An 8485-nucleotide genomic window follows, 5' to 3' on the forward strand; every position below is an offset into this window, starting at 1 on the left:
ATGTAATGTTATCAATTGCAAAGTCGTTATTTCCGCTGGAAACCTGGGCAATGATACTGATCGTAGCAGAAGTATTTATTCCTGAATTCCACGACTGAACAAATTGCTGCCAGTCGCACCCATTCAAACTAGGACTGAATACCGGTCCAATCTGAATTCCATTGATAAAAAACTGCAGGATAGAGACATTTGCTGTATTGATATTCTGCATACTTGTTACCCAAGCCGAAAAAGAATAATTCGTATTCGGATCAATTGTAATCGTTTGTGACCATACGGTTGTATTCGGAGTATTTGAACCATTTACTACCATCATGTTTCCGGGTCCTGTGGTCCCCACATCACTACAGGTAAAAAAGTTGCTATGTACCAGGTTCGGATTTGTTGTAATCGCATAAGTCGCAGGATCCCATAAAATACCTCCAACTGCTGGTGAATTTCCATAAGTATATCCTGTTGTGAAATCAACATCCCCGGCCTCAAAATCACCGTTCACCACTAAATTCTGTGTGTAATTCGCCACATTCAGAATCAATGTAGTAGGCGAAGTGATTGTAACACTTTGCTGGTTTCCCGGAGCAACGTTCCAGTTGTATGCATCATACCCACTCGGAACGGTATAAGTAATTGAAGCTCCATGACAGAGTATTGTGTCGTTCCCGAGATTCAAAACCGGATACTGTCCGCACTGGGATTCTGCTGTATTCCAAGCTAATACAAAAAGGAAAATACCTAATATTTTTTTCTTCATAACGCAAATCTATGAATACTAAACGGATATAGTACACATTTAGTTGCATGAACTTTTTCTTTTTTCTGGTTTTTAACAAATTATTAAGAATCAGAACAAACAATTCACTGTGCAACTCACACCATTCATAAAGGAAATGAAAATCAGGCACTTCTTGTTTTCACTGAACTTATCCCGTGGTTCAAAACACTTCATTGTTCACCGGAATATTTTAATCTGTTCTTTCCATAAGATTCACTAATTTTGCACCTATGAAATTCAATGAATTAGGATTAAATGACCTGGTGCTGGAAGCCATCGATCACATGGGCTTCGAAAATGCAACTCCTATCCAACAATTTGCCATTCCGGAAATAATCGCAAATCATGACTTATTGGCTTGTGCTCAAACGGGAACGGGAAAAACCGCAGCGTTTATTTTGCCTATTCTGCATAAATTAACCGGAAAAGAAGATTCGTCTATCAATACCTTGATTTTGGTTCCGACCAGAGAGCTTGCCATTCAGATTGAACAGGAAATTCAAGGCTTGTCTTATTTCGTTTCTGTGGGTTCAACAACTATTTATGGTGGTGGCGACGGTGCGAAATGGGAAGAGCAAAAAACGGCTTTGGTAGAAGGCACGGATATTATTGTGGCTACTCCCGGAAAATTGCTCTCTCACATGATGCAGGGTTATGTGGATTTCTCTCAATTGGAACACCTTGTTTTAGACGAAGCAGATAAGATGCTGGATATGGGATTTTCGGACGATATCGAACGGATTATCTCTCATCTTCCTAAAAAGAGACAGACATTGCTTTTCAGTGCTACGATGCCGGCAAAAATCAAGAACCTGGCTTCGAAAATTCTGATTAACCCGAAAGAAATTGCACTTTCTATTTCAAAACCGGCTGCCGGTGTTGTACAAAACGTTATCGGTTGTTTTGATGAGCAGAAAAATAAGGTCCTGGATTTCATTCTGAAGGAACGGGCAGATTATGACAGCATCATTATTTTCACGTCGTCCAAAAGCAAAGTTCACGAAATTGTTTTCGCCCTTAAAAAGGCCGGATATAAAAATACGCAGGGAGTTTCCTCGAATCTGGAGCAGGAAGCACGCGAAGAAGTACTCAGAGGTTTTCGTTCAAAACGAACCCGGATTCTGGTAGCAACAGACGTGATGAGTCGCGGAATTGATATCAAGGAAATCAACCTGGTTATTAATTACGATGCGCCGAGAGATGCGGAAGATTATGTTCACCGGATCGGGCGGACTGCGCGTGCAAACACCAAGGGCGAAGCATATACGTTGATTAATCCGAAAGACATGCCGAAACTGGCGCGAATCGAGCGATTGATTGAAATGGAGATCCAGCGCATTCCCATGCCTGAGGATTTCGGAACGGCTCCTGAATGGGCTGTTTCGGGAGCAAAAAACTCCAGCGGAAAAAATAAAAGACGAAAGAAACCTTTTTACGGGAAAAAGAAGCCTAAAACGGCTTAATTTGTGTTTGATTAAAAGGAACTAACTGCTCAGTGAAGGGTTTTTATTTTCGGGTTTGAATCTTATTCAAAGGTGATGTGATCTCCTTTTCCTGCTTTTCGCACTTTTTCCGAATAACGTTTAAAGAAGTACGGAATATTGTCTTCTTCCCCGTTAATGATGCGGTTTTTAACTTTATCATACGTTAAAAGTGTGATTTCAAAATCCGGAAATCCTGTTTTGAGCATTGGCTGCTGCCGATTGTCTTCCCAGAAGTAAACACCTCCGAAATTTCTGCGTGCGACTTCCAGGATGTAAGATCCGGCCTGCGTGCAAAAATCATTGATAATTTCCTCATCGGAAAGATCTGTAAAATCAGCAAAGTCTTCTATCAGACTATCCAGGATATTCAGACTTCTGATGGAATAATCAAATGCACCGTCGTACTTAGAATTAAAGGCACGCACGATTTTTTCAGCATGATTGGTGGCTTTGCTGATAAACTCCTGTTGAATTTTTTCAAAGATGTCACTTCCCGTATTCAGTTCAATTGGCGTGGTCTTCTCTTCAACCTGAGTATTTTTGGTCTTGAAAAATTGAAATAACTTCATTTTATACCCCGATTAGATGGTGTAGTATAGTTTCAGTTTGGCGAAAATACATATTTTTTAATTCCCCTGAAATGATTATACAAATTCGTGTATTTTTTTTTCATCTTCCGCTTCAATCAACTCATTCGAAACTCATTAATCCGAATACCGGACATCTGGCCTGTAAGGCATTTTTTCTATTTTTTCCACTTCAATCGTATAATGTCCGAACTCTTCAGAAACCTTTCCGTGAATGGCATAAATTCCATTTCCTCTGAACGGATATTTCAATGCTGTTTCCTGAAAATGAACTGTATCCAACTGCTCTCCTTCCCGGTCGAAAAGTGTTCCGAAATGCACGATTTGATTTTTTGAACTCACGATCTTTTTCACCGTAATCAAATACCCATAGGTACAAATCTGCCGATTCACATACTGTGCCAGTTCTTTGGCGAGTACGTGTTCCGGTGGTTCCCGGTCTAAAATGTCGAAGGGATTGCATAAGGGAAACTCCAGCAACTCCAAATGTTCAAAGACTTCTTCGAAATCTGTTTCGGTCAATTCAGGAAATACAAACTCTCTTCGTTCCTGTAAAAACAACTGTGGCTGTTCTGTCGATTTGTTGGGTATTTTATGAAAATTCAGATGTGCATTCCACATCAGTTCTTTTTTAGGAATGCCGAAAGAGCGAAGCGCTCCTACCCGGATCAGCAAAAGCATTTGTTCGAGGGGAAGGGAAACGCGTTGTAATAAATCAGTAAATCCTGTAAAAACACCTCCCAGTTCCCGTTCGTGCAGTAAAATCTGAAGTTGTTTCAACTCAATTCCCGAAATATGCTGAAAACCCAGATAAATGACTTTTCCATCAATAATCGTTTCACTTTTGCTTCGATTGATGCACGGAGCTTCTATTCTTGCTCCCAGTTTTTTCGCTTCCAGCACATATACTTCCGTTCTGTAAAAGCCGCCGAAATTATTGATCGTTGCAACCATGTATTCCAAAGGATAATATGCTTTCAGATACAAACACTGATAGCTTTCCACGGCATAAGAAGCTGAATGCCCTTTTGAAAAGGCGTATCCTGCAAAGCTTTCAATTTGCCGCCAGATTTCCCGGATGTCTTTTTCGGCATATCCTTTCCGGTGCGAATTATTGAAAAACTTCTCCCGGACGAGCATGAATTCATCCCGCGAGCGAAATTTCCCCGACATTCCTCTGCGCAGAACGTCTGATTCCGCCAAATCCAATCCTCCGAACTGGTTTGCCACTTTGATAACGTCTTCCTGGTATACCATTACGCCATACGTTTCGGGCATGATATCCAACAAAACCGGATGCGCTTCTTTAACCCGTTCAGGGTTCCGGTGACGCAGAATGTATTCCCGCATCATTCCTGAGGATGCAACTCCGGGCCGGATAATGGAACTGGCAGCCACCAATTCCAGGTAACCATTTGTACGCAATTTGATCAACAACATGCGCATTCCGGGGGATTCGACATAAAAACAGCCGATTGCCTTTGCTTCCCGCAGCAATTTATTGATGTTGTCATCGACTATAAATTTCCGCACATCGTGCATGTCGCAAGGTGGATTATCCGGCTGATTATAGGCGATTACATCCAGCGTATCGCGGATTTTCCCCAATCCCCGCTGAGACAGAATATCAAATTTGTGCAAACCGATATCTTCCGCTTCGATCATTGAAAACCGGGTGGTTTTGTATCCTTTCGAAGTCAGAAACGTGGAGGTAAAATAATGGACCGTTTTTTCACTGATGATAATTCCTCCTGCGTGTACACTCAAATGCGACGGAAGCCCTGCGATCAGATGACTGTATTTTAACACCAGTTCCTGGATCGGATCGTATTGTTTCGGGATGTGTTTATCACTTGAAATTGCATCGATATCCGTTTTCGGCAAACCAAATACTTTTCCCAATTCCCGAAGTGTGGCTTTGTATTGAAAAGTATTGTAGGTACAAATCAGTGCCGCATTTTCAAACTTTTCGAACATGTACCGAAACACGTCATCGCGGTCGCGCCAGGAGAAATCAATATCGAAATCGGGCGGATTTTGCCTGTACAGATTAATGAAGCGTTCAAAATACAGATCCAGTTCCAGCGGATCCACATCTGTAATTCCCAACAGGTAAGCCACCAGGCTATTTGCCCCGCTTCCTCTCCCGACATAATAATATCCTTTTGACCGTGCGTATGAAATCACGTCCCAGGCAATCAGGAAATATGTGATATAGTCCTTTTCGGCGATAACTCCGATTTCCTTTTCGATGCGTTCCCGAATCTCAGGTGTCACTTCATCGTAACGTTTATGAAGTCCTTCTTCGCAAAGCGAGCGAATCAATTTCAAATCGTTTTCCCGGGAACCGTCATAAAAAGCCAGGTTCTGTGATTTTGCCTGAGGAGCAAATTCGAAGTCGATCAGACATTGTTTCAGCAATTCTTCCGAGCGCACGAGCAAGTACCCGAATTCCTCATAATTTTCCAGTAAATCTGTTCTTTTCAAAAATAGGGCATCCGACCTACCCTGCTCTTCTACAGGCAGTTTCGAAAGCAATACATTCTGATCAATCGCTCTCAGCAAGCGATGTGTATTGAAATCCCGTTTTGAACGAAAGGTCATGGTTGAAAGCGCCACATACTTTCCGGATTCTTTCGATGGATTCAAACGGAAACGATTCAATTGGTATGCAGCAATTCCAATAAACTCATTTTCATTCAAGTTTTCCGGTTCTTTTTCCCATGGATAAATGACCAGGCAATGTTCAAAAAACGGTGCACGATCCGGAAACGACGTTTCTTCGTGTGTGTGTTTACTCAAAAACTCATTGATTTCCTGGAATCCGTCGTTGTTTTTAGCCAAAACCACATAGCAACATGAAATCCCGTTACGGAAGTCTACTCCAATAACCGGAATCCGGCCATTTTCCTTGCTGTAACGCACAAAATTCAACACGCCGGAAGTATTGTTGATATCCGTCAAAGCAATGCGGTCATACCCGGAATCTGCGCCCCATTGAACCAATTCTTCGGGATTGACCATTCCATATTTCAGGCTGTAACATGAATGATTATTCAACATTTCTAATTAATTACGAATTACGAATGCCTAATTACGAATTAGAAGAATTATTAATGAGAAAATTATCAGGAGGGCAATAGCCAATAGTGATGTAAAATAACTCATTCTAATGTTAGAATTAGGTACAATCATCGCTATATCTATGCTTTATTTACGTTATATCCATACTTTATTCATCTAATATTCTTTCTACAAACTCCTTATTATTCATAAATAACCAGGTTCCTGATACGACGGTGCTTATACCTTCTTTCTTAATCCGGCAGCAGCGTAATATCCAGGAACCCGGTTTCAATCGTTTCCCTCCGTCTTTCTTTGGTCAGGTGGGAGGTGGTGGCAGGTTGGGCTTGCGCTATTACATAGAGCAGAGGGAAACAACTGATTCGATTATATGCCAGGTGGTTGGGTTTTCAATGATTCATTTATCTTTCTTCTTTAAAAATTGCTGTCTTGCAGGAGTCACTTCCCTTGTTCATCAGCTGTTAGAACGAAGGAAAGTGACCTGCGGGTGATCAGGTTTGCGGTTAGGTGTTCAATGATCTGTTTTTATTGTAATACGTTTTGTTGTAGCTCAAACCTTGAGTTGCTTCGGATATTCGATAATTCCGCTCCCATTTTCCGTTTTCGTAAAAATGTTAGACAATCCGGTTTGCAACTACGGCCGGAGTTTCCCCCCGGAAAGGGTTAAAATGTCCGATATTCTTCACTTTCATTCCCACCGCTCTCAGAATGGCCCGTTCTCCGAAACGCCCCCGGATATCATCCATGGATTGATACAAAGTCGCCAATCGCGAGCCTTCGTCGAACAAACGCATCTGATAATTTCCATGTACCAATTCACTCATTCTCACTCCTACCAGGCGAACCAATAAACGCCGGTTGTGGAGTTTTTCGAACAAATTCATCACGATCGGAATAATCTCATGATCTGCTGCCGAATAGGGAATCCGTTGTTGAAGGGTCTTGGTCTGAAAGTCTGAATAACGAATTTTCACTGTCAAACAAGCACACACCTTTTCACTTTTGCGCAGCTGAAACACCAGGCTTTCAGCCAGAGCAAAGACAATGGATCTCAACCGGATCACGTCAATCGTGTCCCGTTCAAATGTCCGTTCACTGGAAATCGATTTCCGTTCGTTGTACTGAACCACCGGATTATTATCAATTCCCTGTGCTTTTTTCCAGATCGCAATTCCGTTTTGTCCGAGTACGCTTTCCAGCATTTCAACCGGCATCTGCTGAATCGTTCCGATACGCCTCACGCCCAAATTACAGAGCATCTGATAGGTTTTGAGTCCAACCATCGGAATCTTCTGCACGGAAAGCGGACTTAAAAAAGAACGTTCTTCTCCGTCGATGACATTCATCTGGTTATTAGGCTTTGCCTCTCCTGTTGCAATTTTTGAAACGGTTTTATTAATTGACATCCCAAATGAAATCGGCAATCCCGTTTCCCGCATAATCTTCTGACGCAGTTCACCGGCATATTTGTAACAGCCGAAAAAGCGGTCCATTCCGGATAAATCCATATAGAATTCATCAATGGATGATTTTTCAACCACAGGCACTGCATCCTGGATAATGTCTGTTACCAAACGCGAGTATTTGGTATAGTTTGCCGCATTTCCACTAATCACAATTGCTTCCGGACAGCGATCTTTGGCCATTTTCATGGGCATTGCCGAGTGAATTCCGAATTTCCGTGCTTCGTAACTACAACTGGCTACCACACCTCTATCAGAAGCTCCCCCGATCAAAATCGGCTTTCCATTCAGGCGGTTATCTTCCAAACGTTCACAGGAAACAAAAAAAGTATCCAGATCCATGTGAACGATGCTTCGTTGTTGTTCGTTCATGTCTCGTAGTTTTAAAAATTACGGCTGCATAACGTTTCCGAACAAAGGAAAAAGCAAGCTTTTGATGATGACAAGCGTTCGCGCTAAACGAGTCCTCTCAAGCTGCATTCTAAATTATTTCTTACTTTAGTTTCTGTTTTCAAAATTACTCATTTGATTAGTTATAAATCATAAAAAGATTAATAATTAATCAACAATGCAAAATTAGATATGAACCACGTAAGGGATTTACGAACAACTTTTGTGTTTTATCTTTTTTGAAATTTTACCATTCTGTCAATTTGCCAAAATGGCAATTCGCAATATTACGAATCGGTAGTTAAACAGGGCAATTGGAGCCGAATTATTCCTATCTTTCGACTCCATAAAAGCTTCTTCACATGAAACATTTGTCTCTTTTGGTTCTCATTCTTCTCAGCGGTTTCACCTATGCCGACGGACTTGACCAAATGAAGATTTACGTAAACCATCAACTGGTCGCAACGATTTATGAAGGCAGTTCTCAAAACCTCGAATTTTCCGTTTCAAAAGGAGACACGCTGAGTTTTGCCGTTTGGACCGATTGGGGCGGAATGGAAGAATCGAGCATCAAGTTCTTTGATCACCGAAGCAGCGAAGAATTGGCACACCTGGTTCGGATCAAAGACGGAAAATACGAAGCCGGTTTCCAGCAAATCATCCAGCCTGATCTGATGGAAAGCGAGTTATTGCTTGTTTTTAATT

6 protein-coding genes are annotated in these 8485 nt (G+C 41.7%); 2 read left to right on the plus strand and 4 right to left on the minus strand.

Annotated features, from left to right (window positions below):
- A partial coding sequence (locus Q1V93_RS11990) for a hypothetical protein (protein ID WP_300664986.1) occupies window positions 1-751 on the minus strand: 751 nt, incomplete at its 3' end.
- A 251-nt stretch (window positions 752-1002) separates the two neighbouring features.
- Between Q1V93_RS11990 and Q1V93_RS11995 the strand changes: the two genes are divergently transcribed.
- Complete coding sequence (locus Q1V93_RS11995; RefSeq protein ID WP_300664988.1) at window positions 1003-2235, plus strand: DEAD/DEAH box helicase; 1233 nt, start codon at window positions 1003-1005, stop codon at window positions 2233-2235.
- A 62-nt stretch (window positions 2236-2297) separates the two neighbouring features.
- Here Q1V93_RS11995 and Q1V93_RS12000 read toward each other — a convergent pair whose 3' ends face one another.
- The 3 genes from Q1V93_RS12000 to dinB all read right to left on the minus strand — a co-directional run bounded on the left by Q1V93_RS12000 (window position 2298) and on the right by dinB (window position 7762).
- The gene (locus Q1V93_RS12000) at window positions 2298-2825 is read right to left on the minus strand and encodes a hypothetical protein (RefSeq protein ID WP_300664989.1); all 528 of its coding nucleotides are present in this window, start codon (window positions 2823-2825) and stop codon (window positions 2298-2300) included.
- Between the two features lie 135 nt (window positions 2826-2960).
- On the minus strand, window positions 2961-5906 hold the full coding sequence (locus tag Q1V93_RS12005; RefSeq protein ID WP_300664991.1) for a DNA polymerase III subunit alpha: 2946 nt from the start codon (window positions 5904-5906) through the stop codon (window positions 2961-2963).
- 635 nt (window positions 5907-6541) lie between these two features.
- Entirely contained in the window at window positions 6542-7762 is a 1221-nt protein-coding gene (dinB, locus tag Q1V93_RS12010) for a DNA polymerase IV (protein ID WP_300664994.1), read from the minus strand.
- Window positions 7763-8142: 380 nt separating this feature from the next.
- Here dinB and Q1V93_RS12015 point away from each other — a divergent pair.
- Window positions 8143-8485 (plus strand): hypothetical protein (locus Q1V93_RS12015; protein WP_300664996.1); only part of this gene is annotated, 343 nt, incomplete at its 3' end.

The sequence above is a fragment of the Fluviicola sp. genome (assembly GCF_030151805.1).
Classification (GTDB): domain Bacteria; phylum Bacteroidota; class Bacteroidia; order Flavobacteriales_D; family Crocinitomicaceae; genus Fluviicola.

Excerpts from the sequence above, each read along its gene's own strand:
- Q1V93_RS11995 (WP_300664988.1), top strand. The coding sequence starts at position 1,003 with ATGAAATTCAATGAATTAGGATTAAATGACCTGGTGCTGGAAGCCATC.
- Q1V93_RS12000 (WP_300664989.1), bottom strand. The coding sequence starts at position 2,825 with ATGAAGTTATTTCAATTTTTCAAGACCAAAAATACTCAGGTTGAAGAG.
- Q1V93_RS12005 (WP_300664991.1), bottom strand. The coding sequence starts at position 5,906 with ATGTTGAATAATCATTCATGTTACAGCCTGAAATATGGAATGGTCAAT.
- dinB (WP_300664994.1), bottom strand. The coding sequence starts at position 7,762 with ATGAACGAACAACAACGAAGCATCGTTCACATGGATCTGGATACTTTT.